11 protein-coding genes are annotated in these 16773 nt (G+C 53.8%); 8 read left to right on the top strand and 3 right to left on the bottom strand.

Going from position 1 to position 16773, the window contains the following annotated elements:
- Positions 1-6 precede the first annotated feature (6 nt).
- Both NA389_RS08950 and NA389_RS08945 read left to right on the top strand, forming a co-directional pair.
- A complete protein-coding gene (locus tag NA389_RS08950) occupies positions 7-231 on the top strand; it encodes a membrane protein (RefSeq protein WP_000737124.1) in 225 nt (74 codons plus the stop codon).
- A 57-nt stretch (positions 232-288) separates the two neighbouring features.
- A complete protein-coding gene (locus NA389_RS08945; protein WP_000722978.1) occupies positions 289-648 on the top strand; it encodes a DUF4156 domain-containing protein in 360 nt (119 codons plus the stop codon).
- Between the two features lie 67 nt (positions 649-715).
- Here NA389_RS08945 and mdsC read toward each other — a convergent pair whose 3' ends face one another.
- The 3 genes from mdsC to mdsA are packed head-to-tail and all read right to left on the bottom strand — an operon-like array spanning position 716 to position 6580.
- Positions 716-2173, bottom strand: a complete 1458-nt coding sequence (gene mdsC, locus NA389_RS08940) for a multidrug efflux transporter outer membrane subunit MdsC (RefSeq protein WP_141023847.1) — start codon at positions 2171-2173, stop codon at positions 716-718.
- A 16-nt stretch (positions 2174-2189) separates the two neighbouring features.
- Positions 2190-5357, bottom strand: a complete 3168-nt coding sequence (gene mdsB, locus NA389_RS08935) for a multidrug efflux RND transporter permease subunit MdsB (RefSeq protein ID WP_000673156.1) — start codon at positions 5355-5357, stop codon at positions 2190-2192.
- Positions 5354-6580 carry a multidrug efflux RND transporter periplasmic adaptor subunit MdsA gene (gene mdsA, locus NA389_RS08930; protein ID WP_001254849.1) on the bottom strand — a complete coding sequence of 409 codons (1227 nt, stop codon included), beginning with the start codon at positions 6578-6580 and terminating at the stop codon, positions 5354-5356. The genes mdsB and mdsA overlap by 4 nt, the downstream gene beginning before the upstream one ends.
- A 276-nt stretch (positions 6581-6856) precedes the next feature.
- On the opposite strand from mdsA, the gene golT reads away from it, so the two are divergent.
- The 6 genes from golT to NA389_RS08900 all read left to right on the top strand — a co-directional run bounded on the left by golT (position 6857) and on the right by NA389_RS08900 (position 16567).
- Complete coding sequence (gene golT / locus NA389_RS08925) at positions 6857-9145, top strand: gold/copper-translocating P-type ATPase GolT (protein ID WP_079917105.1); 2289 nt, start codon at positions 6857-6859, stop codon at positions 9143-9145.
- 11 nt (positions 9146-9156) lie between these two features.
- Positions 9157-9621 (top strand): Au(I) sensor transcriptional regulator GolS, encoded by a 465-nt coding sequence (golS, locus tag NA389_RS08920; RefSeq protein ID WP_001020583.1) that lies wholly within the window; start codon positions 9157-9159, stop codon positions 9619-9621.
- Between the two features lie 77 nt (positions 9622-9698).
- The gene (gene golB, locus NA389_RS08915) at positions 9699-9893 is read left to right on the top strand and encodes a gold resistance metallochaperone GolB (RefSeq protein WP_001159470.1); all 195 of its coding nucleotides are present in this window, start codon (positions 9699-9701) and stop codon (positions 9891-9893) included.
- Positions 9894-10184: 291 nt separating this feature from the next.
- Positions 10185-11438, top strand: coding sequence for an MFS transporter (locus NA389_RS08910; protein ID WP_000288504.1), 1254 nt, complete (start codon positions 10185-10187; stop codon positions 11436-11438).
- Between the two features lie 188 nt (positions 11439-11626).
- Positions 11627-13585 carry a site-specific DNA-methyltransferase gene (locus NA389_RS08905; RefSeq protein ID WP_000910359.1) on the top strand — a complete coding sequence of 653 codons (1959 nt, stop codon included), beginning with the start codon at positions 11627-11629 and terminating at the stop codon, positions 13583-13585.
- A 9-nt stretch (positions 13586-13594) separates the two neighbouring features.
- The gene (locus NA389_RS08900) at positions 13595-16567 is read left to right on the top strand and encodes a type III restriction-modification system endonuclease (RefSeq protein WP_077905978.1); all 2973 of its coding nucleotides are present in this window, start codon (positions 13595-13597) and stop codon (positions 16565-16567) included.
- Positions 16568-16773: the final 206 nt, after the last annotated feature.

Raw genomic sequence — 16773 nt, 5'->3', positions numbered from 1 at the left:
AACAAGATGAAAAAGTTAACGATGAGAGAGTGTGAAAGCATCAATCCTACTTTGCTGCTTGCCATTAAGATACTTATCTCGGCGCTTGACGAAAAAACAAAAATAAGGCTCAGAGAGCATATTGAAAAAACTGAACAAGAAATAGCCTCAAGCATACATGATAGCATCATGACAGAGACTTTTCTTCAGCAAATGAAAGACATTCGTTACATCTTAAATATAGTTCCTTGACGGCGTTCAGAAGCAAGAACGCGTTATTATTTAATGATTAATAGACCAGGTATTAGTATGAAAAAGATCTTAGTATGTTTCGTCGGCTTGGCTTTAACCGCATGTAGTGCTAATTCGTTGAATTATGGCGCTGAACAGGTACGGGTGATGACCAGCGAGCCAGGTAAGGAATGCAGCTACTTAGGAGATATCACGGGCAGCCAGGGGAATTTCTTTACCGGTGGCTGGACTTCCAACAGTAACCTGGAAACGGGTGCCCGTAACGATCTGAAAAACAAAGCTTATAAAATGGGCGGCAATACGGTAGTCCTGTTAACCCAGCGTGCAGGCCAGACAGGAAGTTCATGGCACGGTTCGGGCTCAAGCAAACAAACGAATGTCACGTTAAGCGGGAACGTTTATCGTTGCCCTCGTTAACCTTATTTTGCAGGTAATATATGCCTGTTTAGCGCGCGCGCCGCACTGGCGACGCGCGCTATTTGGGCTAACCTTGCTTTTTCTCACTGTATTCCCGCCAACCGCCGCCTAATGCTTTATACAGGTTAATGATATTTAACTGTTGCATGAGACGTGTGCGTACCAGGCGCTGTTGCGCGCCATAAAGCATACGATGGGTATCAAGCAGCGTAAGGTAGTCATCGACGCCTTCCTGAAAACGGAGTCCGGCCAGCTCATAGGCGATTTGACTGGCTTCAACCGCGCGTTGTTCTGATTGCACCTGGTCATTCAGCGTACGCTGTCCCGCCAGACCATCCGCCACGTCGCGAAAGGCTTGCTGAATAACGTTTTCATACCTGGCGATTTCAATCTGTTTTTGGACATGCGCCCTGTCCAGGTCAGCGCGTAATGCGCCGCCGTGAAAGAGAGGCAAGGTGATTTGCGGTAGAAAACGCCAGCTTCCCGATCCCGGTTCAAAGAGCCCGCTAAGAGACGCGCTGGCCGTTCCCGCCGTGCCTGTCAGGCTGATTGTCGGGAAGAAGGCGGCGCGCGCTGCGCCTATTCGGGCGTTTGCGCCGCGCAGCCTGTACTCGGCGGCGCGAATATCCGGGCGGCGTACCAGCAGATCTGACGGTAATCCGCCTGGCAGAGTGGTCGGGATCGCGCCTTCCGTAAGCGTGACCGCCTCGTTTAGTCGACGCGACAGTTCAGGCGTGAGCGGCTGGCCCAACAGCAATTCCAGCGCGTTACGATCCCGCGCCAACTGTCGCGTATACGCCGCGCGATTGATTTCCGCAGAACGCAGCGCGATCTCCGTCATACGCAGATCGAGCTGTGTGGCGTTGCCTGTCCGGGCAAGCTGGGTTGTCAATGTGTATGAACTTTTTTGCGCGGCCAGCGTATCTTCGGTTAAGCGCAGCAGCTCCCGGTCAGCCCGTAGCGTCAGCCAGGCGCTGGCGACTTCGGAAACCAGGCTCATTCGCGCCGCAATGTACGTCTCATCAAGCGCCATATAGGCGGCTAATGCCTGGTCGCTAAGGCTTCGCACTCGCCCCCAGAGATCCAGTTCCCAGGCCGTCGTCGCCCCAGCCATCTCGTAGCGTCGGTTAATCTCAGGCTCGTCCGTGACGCTGAGATCGGCGGGAGTGCGACCGGCGTCCATGGCGGTGGCGATGCCGAGCGTCGGCAGCATCTCCGCGCGCTGAATACGGTATAACGCCCGGGCGGCTTCAACATTGAGCCCTGCCTTGCGTAAATCCCGATTATTGCGTAACGCGATCGCGATCAGTTCCTGTAGAAGCGGATCGTGGAAGAAATCACGCCAGCCAATGTCAGCGGCATCCGGCGCGCCAGAAACGGTTGACGTTGCGTAGGGATAGACCATCGCAGTCGGCGATGCGGGGCGTTCGTGTTTCGGCGCCATCGTACAGCCAGCAAGCGTGGTGACGAAAGCAAGCGTCGCCAGCGTGGCGGTCTGCCGATAGCCTGTAAAAGTGATCTTCATTATGCCATTCCCATCATTATGCTTGCTGATCATGCGAATCAACGCGGTTCTCACGCTTTAATGCCATCCTGCGAACCACCACGTAAAATACAGGCGTCAATAACAGGCCGAAGAGCGTGACGCCCAACATTCCGGCAAACACGGCGATGCCCATCGCATGTCGCATTTCCGCGCCGGCACCCGTCGCGAGTACCAGCGGTACTACGCCTGCGATAAAGGCGAATGAGGTCATCAGGATAGGACGCAGACGCAGGCGTGACGCTTCCAGCACGGCGGTCAGCGGGTCTGCGCCGTCGTGTTCTTTGGCGCGGGCAAACTCGACAATCAAAATGGCGTTCTTGGCCGCCAGGCCGACCAGCACCACGAAACCAATCTGCGTAAAGATATTGTTATCTCCGCCAGATACCCACACGCCGACAATGGCTGAGAGTAATGACATAGGCGCAATAAGCAGGACGGCGAAGGGCAGCGACCAACTGTTGTACTGCGCCGCCAGGATCAGGAAGGCCAACAGCACCGCCAGCGCAAAGATAGCAAGCGCGGAGTTGCCGGCCTGTTTTTCCTGATAAACCAGATCGGTCCATTCGAAGACCATCCCTTCCGGCAACGTTTCACGCACGATCTTTTCAATCGCGTCCGTCGCCTGTCCGGAGGAAAAGCCCGGAGCCGGTCCACCGCTAATATCTACCGAGGGGAAGCCGTTGTAATGGATGATTCTGTCCGGCCCCGACTGGCGCATAATCGTGACGAAAGCGCTAAGCGGGATCATCTCGCCCTTCGCATTGCGGACTTTAAGCAGGCCGATATCCTCTTGTTGCATACGGAATGGCGCATCGGCCTGCGCCATCACCCGCCAGGTGCGGCCAAATCGGTTGAAATCGTTGACGTAAAGCGATCCGAGGTTAATTTGCAACGTTTCAAAGATGTCGGTGAGCGATACCCCCATTGATTTCGCCTTCACCCGGTCGATATCCACCTGTAATTGCGGGGCGTTCGTCTGGAAACTGGCCAGCATATTGGCCAGTTCGGGCGTCTGCATCGCCTTAGACATAATCTCGCTTTGCACCTTTGTCATCGCTTCAAATCCCAGTTCCGCACGATCTTCAATCTGCAATTTAAAGCCGCCCGTCGCGCCAAGCCCTGGAACCGGCGGCGGCGGGAAGATGCCAATAAATCCGTCGGGAATGTGGCTAAATTTGTGCATTAGCTTTCCGGCGATAGCGTTAGCGGAAAGCGAAGGATCTTCACGCTCGTCAAAGGGTTTCAGCATGGCGAACATCAGCGCCGAATTTGGCACATTTACCGGGCCGTTAACCGACAGGCCGGGGAAGACGACGACGCTTTCAACGCCGGGTTCCGCCAGCGCGATAGCGGACATCTGTTTCACGACCGCCTCTGTGCGATCCAACGATGCGCCGCTTGGGAGCTGGGCGATGCCGACGAGATAGTATTTATCCTGCGCAGGCACAAACCCGTTCGGCACCTGATGGAAGCCAAGCCAGGTCAGCCCCACAAAGCCAGCATAGAGCACCATCACAATGACGCTGCTGCGCACGGCCCGACGGACGGCGCTAACATAGCGGTTCGACGCGCTGTCGAAGAAACGGTTAAAGCGATGGAAAAAACCGCCAGTGACCGTGCCCATCAACCGCGTTAGCCAGTCAGCCTTCGCAGTATCGTGGTGCGGTCTTAACAAAATGGCGGCCAGCGCAGGGGAGAGCGTCAGTGAGTTAATGGCCGAAAGGATGGTCGAAATAGCGATGGTCAACGCGAACTGACGATAAAACTCACCCTGCAGGCCCGCCAGGAATGCGGAAGGGATAAAGACCGCCGTTAGCACCGAGGTAATAGAAAGAATGGGACCAGTGACTTCATCCATGGCCTTCTTTGCCGCCTCTCCGGGACTTTTGCCCTGCGAGATATGCCGTTCCACGTTTTCGACCACAACGATGGCGTCATCGACAACGATACCTATCGACAGGACCAAACCAAACAGCGAAAGCGTATTCAGCGAAAAGCCAAACAGGTGCATCAAGGCAAAGGTGCCGACCAGCGAAACGGGAACCGCCACCAGAGGAATAATGGACGCCCGCCAGGTTTGCAGGAACAGCACCACGACAAGGACGACCAGCACGAGGGCTTCCAGCAACGTAATCGCCACCGATTGTAGCGATGCGCGCACGAAGACCGTAGGATCATAGGCAATCCGGTATTCGATATCCTGCGGGAAGTTTTGCTGCAACTCATCCATTTTGCCGCGAATCGCGTTAGAAACGTCAATCGCATTGGCGCCCGGACTTTGAATAATCTGTAACGCTGGCGCCGCTTCGCCATTCAGTAAACTGCGCAGCGTATAGGCATCTGCGCCCAGCGTGACGCGGGCGACATCACGCAGACGCGTCACCTCGCCGTCAGCGCCGATTTTTACCACAATCTCGCCGAACTGTTCTTCGCTGGTCAGGCGGCCCAGCGTGTTTACCGTCATCTGAAAAGCGGCGGAGGCCTCCGGCTGCTGCCCGACGGAACCGGCGGCGACCTGTACGTTTTGTTCCCGCAACGCCGTAACGATATCACTGGCGGTAAGACCGCGGTTGGCGATTTTCGCCGGGTCCAGCCAGACGCGCATGGCGTACTCGCCCGCGCCCCAGACGAGAACATCGCCGACGCCGGGTAAACGTGCCAGCTCGTCGCGAACCTGCCGGATGGCGAAGTTAGACAGGTAAAGCGAGTCATAGCGTTTTTGCGGCGAGACAAGATGGACCACCATCAACATATCGGGGGACGTTTTCTCCGTTACAACGCCAATTCGCTGGACTTCTTCGGGCAGGCGAGGCAGCGCGCGGGATACCCGGTTTTGCACCTGAATTTGCGCCATATCAGGATCGGTTCCCTGTTCGAAGGCGATAGAGATAACCATGCGACCATCAATGGCCATCTGGGTATTCATATACAACATGCCGTCAACGCCGTTGATTACCTGTTCCAGCGGCGCGGCTACCGTATCGGCAATCACTTGCGGGTTAGCGCCGGGGTAGCTGGCGCTAACCTGTACCGTGGGCGGCGTAACGGCCGGATATTCACTCAGCGGCAGTTTTAAAAAGGCGATAGCGCCAGCCAGCAGCATTAACAGCGACAGGACGATGGCGAAGATGGGTCGTGCGATGAAAAAGTGGGTGAATTTCATTGGCGCACCGCCTTCGGCGCACTGTCGCCGTCCGCTTTAGTCAATGTCGCGGTCTGTTTATCGGGCATATTCTGCCGCATCGGCACCAGACGCGGCGCAACGGTCATGCCAGGACGCACCAGCCCCTTGAGGATGATTTTTTCTCCCGGCTGTACTCCCTGTGTAACGACGCGGAGTCCATCGACCATTTGTCCCAGCTCAACCGGACGATACTCCACCTGATTCTCCTTGCCGACGATCAGCACATAGTTTTTGCCCTGATCGGCGCTCACCGCCAGATCGTCAATCAGCACGGTTTCCCGCGGCTCGCCGATGGGCAAACTGATTCGGGCAAACAGGCCGGGAGAAAGCATTCCGTCGGGGTCAGGAATCACGGCGCGCGCCCGGATAGTGCCGGTGCTGCGGTTCATCTGATTGCCCATAAAGTCGAGTACGCCCTGATAAGGCAGCCCGTTATCGGTGGTTAACCCCATGTTGACTACCGGTGGATTTTTGTCGGAGCGGGTATGCCGTAACGCCTTCAGCCAGGTGGCTTCGTCAATATCGAAATACACATACATGGGATTGTGAGACACGATAGTCGTCAGAAGCGTGGCGTTACCCGCTACGCCGCCGCTGACCAGATTGCCCCGGGTCACCAGTATGCGGTCAACGCGTCCGGCAATGGGCGCGGTAATACGGGTCCAGGAGAGTTCAAGGCGCGCTGCGGCGACGGCGGCTTTGGCCGATTGCATCTGCGCCTGTCGCGCATTACGCGTGGCGGTGACATCGTCAGCGTTTTTACGTGATACGGCGCCGCTGGCGACCAGTCGTTGAATGCGATCGAAATCCGCCTGCGCCTGGCGGGCCAGTACTTCAGCCTGACGTAATTGCGCGACGGCGGTGTCGAGGGCGACCTCGAACGGGCGCGGATCGATCTGGAACAGCAGTTGTCCGCGGCTTACCAGACGTCCTTCCGGAACGCTGACGGCGTCAAGGGTTCCTCCCACGCGCGAACGCAGCTCCACGGTCTCCGGCGCGGCCAGAAAACCGGTGAATTCCGCCGTAGGCGCGAGTGTGCGGCTAAGGGCTTTAGCAACCGGTACCGACGGTGGAGGCGGCGCGCTGGCCGGGGGGCCGACGGCGTTGTCTTTATCCCATAGTGCTTCGCCGGCCATGTAAATCACGCCCCCGATGGCGGCGATGACGCCGGCTATCAACATAATTTTGAATGTTCTACGCATGTCGTTTCCCTCTTTACCGCAGCGTGTTGGCCATTCCGCAACGCTGCCGCAGAATTTTTGGCAAAGGCTAGGCGTTACAACGAAGGAAAGGTCAAGCGTTCCTGACGGGTTTTTTCGGGGCGTGGGTCGGCATCGTGGCGTAAATGTCTCGCATCATCCTCTTTTATGAGCCATCTCACATTCTCGCCGAACCGTACAGCCTGAATACGCTTGACCTTCCCACAATGGCAAGCTTTAGGCTTTCTGATACCGAATAGTCAGGATGGGGAAGTCGTCATGAGTCAGTCAGAAAATCGTCACGACACGATAAGCTTGCTTATTGAAGGTATGACCTGCGCGTCGTGCGTCGCTCGCGTTGAAAAAGGTATTAAGGCTGTGCCTGGCGTAACGGACGCTACGGTGAATCTGGCGACGGAGCGCGCCACCGTCCGCGGGACGGCGTCGGCGGAGGCGGTGATCGCGGCGATTGAAAAAACGGGGTATGAGGCGCGACCGGTAGAGACGGCGGGGCAGGGCGAAGACGACTCTGAAGAGAAAAAAGAGGCCGAGCGCGTCAGGCTGAAGCGCGAACTGATTCTCGCCAGCGTGCTGGCGCTCCCCGTTTTTGTGCTTGAAATGGGTTCGCACCTTATTCCTGGTATGCACGAGTGGGTGATAAAAACGATTGGCCTGCAACAAAGCTGGTACTGGCAATTTGCACTGACCCTGTTGGTGCTGACGATCCCCGGTCGCCGTTTTTACCTTAAAGGGTTCCCGGCGCTGGCGCGTCTGGCGCCGGACATGAACTCGCTGGTCGCCGTGGGAACCTCAGCGGCATTCGGCTACTCGCTGGTGGCGACCTTTACGCCCGACCTGTTGCCTGAAGGGACGGTAAACGTCTATTACGAGGCCGCCGCAGTGATTGTCGCGCTTATTCTGCTGGGGCGCTTTCTGGAGGCAAGGGCGAAGGGGCGGACTTCCGAAGCGATTAAACGTCTGGTGGGGCTACAGGCGCGGGTCGCGCATGTGTTACGCGAGGGCCGCATCGTGGATATCCCTGTCGACGAAGTTGTGCTGGGAGACTGTGTGGAGGTTCGGCCAGGCGAGCGGATACCGGTTGACGGCGAAGTGACCGAAGGCCGCAGCTTCGTTGACGAGTCGATGATTACCGGCGAACCGATACCGGTAGAGAAATCCGCAGGAAGCGCGGTGGTGGGCGGTACCGTAAACCAAAAAGGCGCGCTCACGCTGCGGGCGACCGCCGTCGGCGGACAGACCATGCTGGCGCAAATCATTCGTCTGGTGGAACAGGCGCAGGGTTCAAAACTGCCGATTCAGGCCGTCGTGGATAAAGTGACGCTGTGGTTTGTCCCGATGGTGATGCTTATTGCTGCGCTGACCTTTGTGGTATGGCTGGCGTTTGGGCCGTCGCCAGCGCTGACTTTCGCTCTGATCAATGGCGTTGCAGTTCTGATTATCGCCTGTCCTTGCGCGATGGGCCTGGCGACGCCGACCTCCATTATGGTGGGAACCGGTCGTGGGGCTGAAATGGGCGTGCTGTTCCGTAAGGGGGAGGCGTTACAGCTACTCAAAGACGCTAAGGTGGTGGCCGTAGACAAAACCGGGACGCTTACCGAAGGCCGCCCGGTACTGACCGATCTCGACGTGGCCAGTGGCTTTGAACGCCGTGAGGTGCTGGCGAAAGTCGCGGCGGTAGAATCGCGTTCAGAGCATCCGATTGCCCGTGCGATTGTCGTGTCGGCAGAAGAGGAAGGGATCGCGCTACCAGGCATGAGCGGCTTCGAATCGGTGACCGGGATGGGCGTATACGCTACCGTTGCCGGTACGCGTGTTGACGTGGGGGCCGATCGCTATATGCACGAAATTAGCGTGGATATTAGCGGCTTCGCCACCACCGCCGAACGGTTAGGACAGGAAGGGAAATCGCCGCTCTATGCGGCTATTGACGGTCAACTGGCGGCGATTATCGCCGTGGCCGATCCGATCAAACCCAGTACGCCCGCCGCGATTAACGCTTTACATCAACTCGGGATTAAGGTCGCCATGATCACTGGCGATAATGCCCGCACGGCACAGGCTATCGCCAGACAGTTAGGAATTGATGACGTGGTCGCCGAGGTATTGCCGGAAGGGAAAGTCGAGGCGATACGGCGCCTGAAAGCGGCGTATGGGCAGGTGGCGTTTGTCGGCGATGGCATCAACGATGCGCCAGCGCTGGCGGAGTCCGACGTGGGGCTGGCGATTGGCACCGGCACCGATGTGGCGGTGGAATCCGCCGACGTCGTACTAATGTCCGGTAACCTGCAAGGCGTGCCGAATGCTATCGCGCTGTCTAAAGCGACCATCCGCAATATCCACCAGAATCTGTTCTGGGCCTTTGCTTACAATACGGCGCTGATTCCTGTCGCGGCAGGCGCGCTATTTCCGGTCTGGGGCATATTATTGTCCCCGGTATTCGCCGCAGGGGCGATGGCGATGTCGAGCGTGTTCGTGCTGGGCAACGCTTTGCGGCTGCGCCGTTTCCGGGCGCCGATGGCAACCCCATCCGACACATCCACGACCTGAGGAGGAGCGTCATGAACATCGGTAAAGCAGCTAAAGCATCGAAAGTTTCGGCCAAAATGATTCGCTACTATGAACAGATTGGTCTGATTCCCGCGGCAAGTCGGACGGATTCCGGCTATCGGGCCTATACCCAGGCTGATGTTAATCAATTGCATTTTATACGCCGCGCGCGCGACCTCGGATTTTCAGTTGCTGAAATCAGCGACTTACTGAATCTTTGGAATAATCAGTCGCGGCAAAGCGCTGACGTCAAACGCCTGGCGCAGACGCACATTGATGAACTGGACAGACGTATCCAGAACATGCAGCACATGGCGCAAACCCTCAAAGCGCTGATTCACTGCTGCGCCGGCGACGCGCTGCCAGATTGCCCCATTCTGCATACGCTTGGACAACCTGACGATAGCGAGCCGGAGGCGCGTACCGGAGCGGTATTGCGCCGTCCTCGTCGCCACGGACTGGCAAAGCGTCTGTAAGTCCTGAGATTACGCTTGACCTTCCAACACTGGCAAGGCCCAGACTGGCAACAGTTCCCACACAAAAGGAGTTCACCATGCAGTTCCATATTGATGACATGACCTGCGGCGGCTGCGCCAGTACGGTAAAAAAGACGATTCTGACTCTCGATGCTAATGCGACGGTGAGAACCGACCCGGCGACGCGTCTGGTTGACGTTGAAACGTCGCTATCCGCGGAGCAGATTGCCGCCGCCCTGCAAAAGGCCGGTTTCCCGCCGCGCGAAAGGTAATCGGCAATGGCGATCGGTCTGGCGACAGGCCGGTCGCGATACGCTAGCCACGCTTCGCTTTCCTTTGCATGAGAGAATCCCCATAAAAAATGTGACAAATCATGTGCCAGTAAGCTTTGTTAATAATATGTAATGATTTGTCTATTTTTGCTAACATTTTACCTGCTATATACAAAAAGATAACAAATAAGTAGCGCAACGCTACCTTGTTACGTCGCTTTGACGACGGGTGCGCTCCAGCGTTTCGCCGCTTCAAAGCTTGATGTTATTTTTTGATGCAGGACACTACCTATGTACACCCCCCTGAACTGGACGACGACACAACGACATGTGGCGTTTGCCAGCTTTACCAGTTGGATGCTGGATGCGTTTGATTTCTTTATCCTTGTCTTTGTACTTAGCGATCTCGCCGAATGGTTTCACGCTTCCGTATCGGACGTTTCCATTGCGATTATGCTGACCCTGGCGGTACGTCCCATTGGCGCGCTGCTATTTGGCCGAATGGCGGAAAAGTATGGACGTCGACCGATACTGATGCTCAATATTCTGTTCTTTACGGTATTTGAACTGCTTTCCGCCTGGTCGCCCACCTTCATGGCATTTCTGATTTTTCGGGTCATGTACGGCGTGGCGATGGGCGGGATATGGGGCGTCGCGTCATCACTGGCGATGGAAACCATTCCCGATCGTTCGCGTGGCCTGATGTCGGGCATTTTTCAGGCGGGCTATCCCTGCGGCTATCTGTTCGCCTCGGTTATTTTTGGCCTCTTTTACAGTATGGTAGGCTGGCGCGGTATGTTCCTGATTGGCGCCCTGCCTGTTGTCTTGCTGCCTTATATCTGGTTTAAAGTGCCGGAATCCCCCGTCTGGCTGGCGGCCAGAGCGCGTAAAGAGAATACCGCGCTGCTTCCTGTTCTGCGCAAACAGTGGAAGTTGTGTCTGTATCTGGTGCTGGTCATGGCGTTCTTTAACTTTTTCAGTCACGGCACGCAGGATCTCTATCCTACCTTCCTGAAGATGCAGCATGGTTTTGATCCGCATCTGATCAGTATCATTGCGATTTTTTATAACATTGCCGCCATGCTCGGCGGTATTTTCTACGGTACGCTATCGGAACGTATTGGGCGTAAAAAAGCGATCATGATCGCCGCCTTTCTTGCGCTTCCGGTACTCCCGCTATGGGCATTTTCCAGCGGATCATTCACGATTGGCCTGGGCGCGTTCCTGATGCAGTTTATGGTGCAGGGTGCCTGGGGTGTCGTGCCGACCTGGCTGAACGAGCTGGTTCCGGCGAATGCGCGCGCCGTGCTGCCAGGGTTTGTTTACCAACTGGGTAATTTACTGGCGTCGGTTAATGCGACGTTACAGGCCCGCATCGCGGAAACGCATGGTGGCAATTACGGGTTGGCAATGGCGATCGTGGCTGGCGCGGTGGCTATTTTAATCTGTGTATTTGTGGCATTTGGTCGCGAGACCCGGGGAGTCGTCATCTCCGGTACAGATAGCGACGCACTCCCGGAGTCGGCCGTCGGTCATCGCACGTAAACACTACGCTCCTGGCGCATACTGTCGCCGGGAGCACGCCTTCCCCCCGTAGTTTTCACGCCCTTTCAACGAACAACAAAGGTTAATGATGGCATCTGCCTTTCGTGACCATTACAATCATCGCTTACTTTTTTCTTTATAAGAAATTGATTGTTGGACCTTAAAATTGTCAACGGAGCGAAGATATCATGTTGAAAGATAACCAAAAACACAACGAGTCTGTTGCCCCGAATAGCGCCTTTCTGTCTGAGTTACAACGTGCATTACCGGAATTTTTTACCGCCGATCGCTATAACGAGCAGGGCGAACTGATCGCGAAAGGCGGATTTGATCTCGCCAAATTTGAGCGCGCGTTGAAAGCGCGTAATATTGATGAGCTGACTAGCGGTTATCAGATTGATTTTATTGGCAAAGATTACGCAAAAAAACAGGCGGGTGAAAAATCCGTTACCGTTATCGTTCCTGACGTGGAACACAATACTCTGGCAGAAAATAAAAACAGCCATAATCTTTTTCTGACCGGAGATAATCTGGATGTGTTACGCCATCTGCAAAATAATTACGCCGATACCGTCGATATGATCTATATCGATCCCCCTTATAACACCGGATCGGACGGGTTTGTCTATCCCGATCATTTTGAATATAGCGATCGGGCGTTGCAGGATATGTTTGGTCTTAATGATACTGAACTGGCACGTTTAAAATCCATTCAGGGTAAATCGACGCACTCCGCGTGGTTATCTTTCATGTATCCGCGTCTTTTCCTGGCCAGGAAGCTCCTGAAAGATACCGGATTTATTTTTATCTCTATCGACGATAATGAGTACGCCAATCTTAAATTAATGATGGATGAGATTTTTGGCGAAGGCGGATTTGTCACCAATGTGATGTGGAAGCGCAAAAAAGAGATTTCTAACGACTCTGATAACGTTTCCATCCAGGGGGAATACATTCTTGTTTACGCCAAAACCGGTCAGGGCGCTTTACGTTTAGAACCGCTTTCTAAAGAGTATATTCAGAAATCCTATAAAGAACCGACCGAACAGTTTCCAGAAGGGAAATGGCGTCCGGTGCCGTTAACGGTGTCAAAAGGGCTGAGCGGCGGCGGCTATACCTATAAAATTACCACGCCGAACGGTACGGTACACGAAAGACTATGGGCTTATCCTGAAGCCAGTTACCAAAAACTGGTGGCCGATAATCTGGTCTATTTTGGCAAAGATAACGGCGGTATTCCCCAGCGAGTCATGTACGCGCACCACAGTAAAGGGCAGCCAACGACCAATTACTGGGATAACGTCGCGTCGAATAAAGAGGGGAAAAAGGAGATTCTGGATCTCTTCGGCGACAACGTTTTTGATACGCCGAAACCGACCGCATTATTGAAGAAAATTATCAAGCTCGCCATCGATAAAGACGGCGTCGTTCTGGACTTTTTTGCCGGTTCCGGCACTACGGCCCATGCGGTAATGGCGCTGAATGAAGAAGATGGGGGGCAGCGCACGTTTATTCTGTGTACTATCGATCAGGCATTAAGCAATAACACTATCGCGAAAAAAGCAGGTTATAACACTATTGATGAAATCAGTCGCGAGCGAATTACACGCGTTGCGGCGAAGATCCGCGCCAACAATCCCGCGGCCAATAGCGACCTCGGTTTTAAACATTATCGTTTTGCCACTCCGACACAGCAGACGCTGGACGATCTGGATAGCTTCGATATTGCTACCGGCCATTTTATCAATACCAGCGGTCAACTGGCCGCTTTCACCGAGTCAGGATTTACCGACATGATCAATCCTTTTTCCGCCAGAGGATTGGGCGTGCCGGGCGGCGCAAGCGGCGAAGAGACCTTATTAACGACATGGCTGGTCGCCGATGGTTATAAAATGGATATTGACGTACAGACCATTGATTTTTCCGGCTATTGCGCCAGGTATGTTGATAATACGCGCCTGTATCTGATTGATGAACGATGGGGAACCGAGCAGACCCGCGATCTTCTCAACCACATTGGTACGCACCAGCTTCCGGTTCAGACCATTGTCATTTACGGCTACTCTTTCGACCTTGAATCCATTCGTGAACTGGAAATCGGCTTAAAACAGCTTGATCAAAAAGTGAACCTGGTGAAGCGTTATTAAGAGGGGATGATGATGAATATTTTACTGGAAGAACTTCCCCATCAGGAACAGGCGTTAGCGGCGATTCTGGCGAGTTTCACCGGTATCGATCACGCGCAGGCCGATCATAATCACTATGCTAATCCGCTGATTAAGGAACGTTACGACGATAAGGCCAATATTGACGTTAAAATGGAGACCGGGACGGGCAAAACCTATGTCTATACCCGGTTGATGTATGAACTGCATCAGAACTACGGCCTCTTCAAATTTGTGCTGGTGGTGCCGACGCCAGCCATTAAAGAAGGCGCGCGGAACTTTATCACCAGCGATTACGCCAGACAGCATTTTTCACAGTTCTACGAAAATACGCGGATGGAACTTTGCACCATTAACGCCGGTGATTTTAAAGTAAAGTCGGGGCGTAAAAATTTTCCGGCTCAGCTATTAAGTTTTACCGATGCCAGCCGTCGTGATAGCCATACGATTCAGGTTTTGCTGATCAATGCGCAAATGCTCAATTCCGCCAGTATGACGCGAGACGATTACGATCAAACGCTCCTGGGCGGACTGACGTCGCCTGTTAAAGGGCTGCAAATGACGCGACCGGTGGTCATTATTGATGAACCGCATCGTTTTGCGCGAGATAACAAATTTTATCGAGCGATTCAGGCCATTCAGCCGCAAATGATCGTCCGCTTTGGCGCTACCTTCCCGGATATTGTCGAAGGTAAGGGTAAAAATAAATGTGTACGTAAAGATTACTATCGCCGGCAACCGCAGTTTGATCTCAACGCGGTGGACAGTTTTAACGATGGTTTGGTGAAAGGTATTGATATTTATTACCCAAATCTCCCCGAAGAACAGGCCAACAATCGTTATATCGTTGACAGCGTCACGGCAAAGAAATTAATCCTCCGACGGGGGAGCAAAATTGCCGAGGTTGGCGTGGGCGAAAATCTCGCCGATGTCGATGCAGGATTTGAGGGCAGTATTGAATATGCCGGCAGTAAAATGTTGTCGAACGATCTGGAGCTGGAGGCAGGGATGGCGCTGGTGCCAGGAACCTTTGGCGCAAGCTACCAGGAACTGATTATTCAGGACGCCATTGATAAGCATTTTGACACCGAGCAGGCAAATTTCTTACGCAGCAATGAGCCAGAAAATAATGCCCCGCGTATTAAGACCTTAAGCCTTTTCTTTATTGACAGTATTAAAAGTTATCGTGATGACGAAGGCTGGTTGAAAGTCACTTTTGAGCGTTTGCTGAAAAAGAAACTGACGCAACTGATTGACGATTATCAGCGCAAGACCCTGCCGCGAGAAGTGGAGTATCTGTCGTTTCTGCAGGCCACGCTCGCCAGCCTGCACTCGGATAACCAAAACGTCCACGCTGGTTACTTTGGCGAAGACCGCGGAAGCGGCGATGAGGCGATCCAGGCTGAGGTAGATGATATTCTGAAAAATAAAGAGAAGTTGCTCAGTTTTTCAGACCATCACGGCAACTGGGAAACGCGCCGCTTTCTGTTTTCAAAATGGACGCTTCGCGAAGGCTGGGATAACCCGAATGTTTTTGTCATTGCTAAATTACGTTCTTCCGGTAGCGAGTCGAGCAAAATTCAGGAAGTGGGGCGCGGTCTGCGGCTACCGGTAGATGAAAACGGTCATCGCGTTCATCAGGAAGAGTGGCCGTCCCGGCTGTCGTTTCTGATTGGTTATGATGAAAAAACGTTTGCCAGTATGCTGGTTGATGAGATTAATCGCGACAGCAAAGTTCAGCTTAACGAGCAGAAACTGGATGAGGCGATGATCACACTCATCGTCACCGAGCGACAAAAAGTCGATCCTGCGTTTACGGAGCTTCGTTTGCTGGAAGATCTGGATGATAAAAAACTGATCAACCGGAGTAATGAGTTTAAACCCAGCGTAACGCTTAACGGGGAAACTAAAAGTGGTTTTGCGTGGCTACTGGAGTTCTATCCTGAGCTGACGCAGGCGCGGGTGCGAGCGGATCGCATTCGTGACAATAAGCCCGCCTCCCGACTGCGAGTCAGGTTACGCAAAGAGAATTGGGAACAACTTAGCAGTATCTGGGAGCAGTTTTCCCGTCGTTATATGCTGCAATTCGAGCGTAGCGGCGCTTCTCTGGAACAGATTGCCGCCGAGGTGCTGCGCGATCCGGCGCTGTATATACGCCAGAAGCCAAGCCAGGTGCAACAACGGCTGGTATCGAATGAAGATAATGGCCGTTTTGAAGTGGCGCAGCGGGAAGGCGAATTAGCCGCCAGCGAATTTATGGCGGGCATGAAATATGGCCATTTTCTTAAGCAACTGGCGTTACGTACCAGTCTGCCGGTTAACGTCCTGCACCCGGTGTTAATGGCGATGCTGCGTGATGTTTTGCACGGAGATTCACGTTATTTAAGCGAGATCTCGCTGGACAATATGACCCGCGCATTACAGGCGCGGATTAATGCGCATTTTGCGCAGCGCCACGATTATCTGCCTCTCGATTTTCAGGCTTCAACGTCGGTATTTGATTCCACGGCACGGCAGTTCAGAGAGGAGATTAGCGCTGAAATTGTGGGGAAAAATGTGGATGAGAATGCGATAGACGATCCCCGTTCTCTCTATCAAATACCGCCGTTGCGTTATGACAGCGTCGATCCAGAATTGCCGCTATTAAAATACGATTATCCGCAACAGGTTTCTGTGTTTGGCAAACTGCCTAAGCGGGCCATTCAGATCCCCAAATATACGGGGGGCTCTACTACGCCGGATTTTGTGTACCGTATTGAGCGTCAGGACGCCGACAGTGTTTATTTACTGGTTGAAACTAAAGCAGAAAATATGCGCGTAGGCGATCAGGTTATTCTTGATGCGCAACGTAAATTCTTCGATATGCTGCGTCGGCAAAATATCAATGTCGAGTTTGCGGAAGCGACCAGCGCGCCAGCGGTATTTTCTACGATCAATGGCTTGATTGAGGGGAAGGTAAACTAACGGGTTTGAATGGACCTTAACGGTTATCTTTTTGATAGACCATATAAAATGGCCGCCGCGCAGCGAGCGTTGCGGTCATTCTCCCTGTGCTAATCCCCCGTCCCGTAAACCGCGTTGACTTGAAGGTTATCGTTTTACGTCTATTCTTAACTTTCAGCTAAGCGTATTTTGCTGAAATTGCAAATAGTCTTGAGGACGCTGTTTTT

This window comes from Salmonella sp. NW645 (genome assembly GCF_051703725.1).
Classification (GTDB): domain Bacteria; phylum Pseudomonadota; class Gammaproteobacteria; order Enterobacterales; family Enterobacteriaceae; genus Salmonella; species Salmonella enterica.
The sequence above is the reverse complement of the archived record's forward strand: the minus strand, read 5'-3'. Positions and strand labels throughout refer to the sequence as shown.

Coding starts and splice junctions, on each gene's coding strand:
- NA389_RS08950 (WP_000737124.1), top strand. CDS start 7: ATGAAAAAGTTAACGATGAGAGAGTGTGAAAGCATCAATCCTACTTTG.
- NA389_RS08945 (WP_000722978.1), top strand. CDS start 289: ATGAAAAAGATCTTAGTATGTTTCGTCGGCTTGGCTTTAACCGCATGT.
- mdsC (WP_141023847.1), bottom strand. CDS start 2,173: ATGAAGATCACTTTTACAGGCTATCGGCAGACCGCCACGCTGGCGACG.
- mdsB (WP_000673156.1), bottom strand. CDS start 5,357: ATGAAATTCACCCACTTTTTCATCGCACGACCCATCTTCGCCATCGTC.
- mdsA (WP_001254849.1), bottom strand. CDS start 6,580: ATGCGTAGAACATTCAAAATTATGTTGATAGCCGGCGTCATCGCCGCC.
- golT (WP_079917105.1), top strand. CDS start 6,857: ATGAGTCAGTCAGAAAATCGTCACGACACGATAAGCTTGCTTATTGAA.
- golS (WP_001020583.1), top strand. CDS start 9,157: ATGAACATCGGTAAAGCAGCTAAAGCATCGAAAGTTTCGGCCAAAATG.
- golB (WP_001159470.1), top strand. CDS start 9,699: ATGCAGTTCCATATTGATGACATGACCTGCGGCGGCTGCGCCAGTACG.
- NA389_RS08910 (WP_000288504.1), top strand. CDS start 10,185: ATGTACACCCCCCTGAACTGGACGACGACACAACGACATGTGGCGTTT.
- NA389_RS08905 (WP_000910359.1), top strand. CDS start 11,627: ATGTTGAAAGATAACCAAAAACACAACGAGTCTGTTGCCCCGAATAGC.
- NA389_RS08900 (WP_077905978.1), top strand. CDS start 13,595: ATGATGAATATTTTACTGGAAGAACTTCCCCATCAGGAACAGGCGTTA.